This window comes from Mesorhizobium sp. M7A.F.Ca.ET.027.03.2.1 (genome assembly GCF_003999175.1).
Classification (GTDB): domain Bacteria; phylum Pseudomonadota; class Alphaproteobacteria; order Rhizobiales; family Rhizobiaceae; genus Mesorhizobium.
The window spans coordinates 1-1,596 of record NZ_RZOM01001245.1; the positions used below are offsets into that span (position 1 = coordinate 1).

The window sequence follows — 1,596 nt, forward strand, 5'->3', positions numbered from 1 at the left end:
GTTCAGCCGTTTCGGCCTGGGTAGGTTCGGTCCGGGTGGGTTCGGCCTCGTCGGGCGCGACCGCTTCCGGCGGCTCGACAACCGGCTCCGCCTTTTCGACCGGTTCTTCAGGTGTCGGCTCGGTCGTCGGTGTCGGTTCGGTCTGATCTGGCGTCACCGCGTCCAGCGCGGCGACCTGTTCTTTCACGGCCGGCATCACCACCATCGGTGTCATCTCGATCATCTGCGCGGGGGGTGGACCGCCATCCGCTTCGGTGACCATTGTGAGGTTCTGCACTGCATAGGCGACCGCGACATGGGCTCCAAGGACCAGCGCGGCAGCGCCGGCCCACAAGCCAAGGTCGCGCCAACCGAAGCGCGACAGCTGGACCGAGGGCACGGCGACCGCCTGCGTCATGGCGCCGCCGCACCCGTGGCTGCGGGCGCCGGAGAATTGGACGCGGGAGCCGTCTCCAGGCCGACCAGCGCGATCTTCAGATAGCCGGCACCGCGCAATAGGTTCATCGCCTCCATCAGGTCGCCATAGGCGACCGCCTTGTCGGCGCGCAGGAAGATGCGTGTCTGCTTGTCGCCCTTGGTCTTGGCGTCCAGCGTCGTGGCGAAAGCCGGGCGCGGCACGCTGTCATTGCCGATCGCCAGCGTCAGATCGTCCTTCAGCGTCAGGAACAGCGGTGTCTCGGGCCTCGGCGCGGGCGTTGCCGTCGAACCAGGCAGGTCGACATTGACATCCACCGTGGCCAGCGGCGCCGCGACCATGAAGATGATCAACAGCACCAGGATGACATCGATGAACGGGGTGACGTTGATCTCGTGGCTTTCCTCGAGATCGTCATCAATGGTCTGTCGGATTCTGCTTCCCATGGCGCTACTCCGCCGCCAGTGGCGTTGCCGGCGCGACGGTGCGGAAGTCGAGGTCGCGGCTGACCAGCCGTTCGACCCCGGCGGCAGCATCGGCGAGGATCTGCCGATAGCCGGCTATCGAGCGGGCAAAGACGTTGTAGATGACGACGGCCGGTATGGCCGCGACCAGGCCCATCGCGGTGGCCAGCAGCGCTTCGGCGATGCCCGGCGCGACCACAGCGAGATTGGTGGTCTGCGCCTGCGAGATGCCGATGAAGGCGTTCATGATGCCCCAGACAGTGCCGAACAGGCCGACGAAGGGCGCGGTCGAGCCGATCGTCGCCAGCACGCCGGTGCCGCGCGACATGCGCCGCGCCGCCGCCGCCTCGATGCGCGACAGGCGCGACGTGACCCGTTCCTTGAGGCCGTCGCCCGAGACATGATCGAGCGCGCCGGCCGAGAGTGCGGTCTCCTCCTCGGCCGCCCGCACCAGCAGCGCGCCGGGACCGCCGCTGCGGTCAAGGGTACGGCTGGCCTGCTTCAGCGTGGCGGCCTCGCCGATCGCCCGCACGGCGCGACGAATGCGCAGCTTGCCGCCGAAAAGCTCCAGCGACTTGGCCAACCATATCGTCCAGGTGACGAGGGAGGCAAAGGCCAGCCCGATCATCACCGCCTTGACGACAATGTCGGCCGCCATGAACATGCCCCATGGCGACAGATCATGCGGCAAGGTCAACTCCATCGCCGTCGCAGGTC

The 1,596-nt window shown here is 67.5% G+C and carries 2 protein-coding genes and 1 pseudogene; all 3 read right to left on the minus strand.

Features of this window, described 5'->3' with window-relative positions; translation table 11 throughout:
- Positions 1–397 (minus strand): annotated as a pseudogene (locus tag EN750_RS33450) (energy transducer TonB); the annotation flags it as partial.
- Positions 394–861, minus strand: coding sequence for a TonB system transport protein ExbD (gene exbD, locus EN750_RS33455; RefSeq protein WP_127399205.1), 468 nt, complete (start codon positions 859–861; stop codon positions 394–396). The pseudogene EN750_RS33450 and the gene exbD, both read right to left, overlap by 4 nt.
- 4 nt (positions 862–865) lie before the next feature.
- Positions 866–1,596, minus strand: a 731-nt coding sequence (gene exbB, locus EN750_RS33460; protein ID WP_127399206.1) for a tonB-system energizer ExbB, incomplete at its 5' end; no start/stop codon positions are given.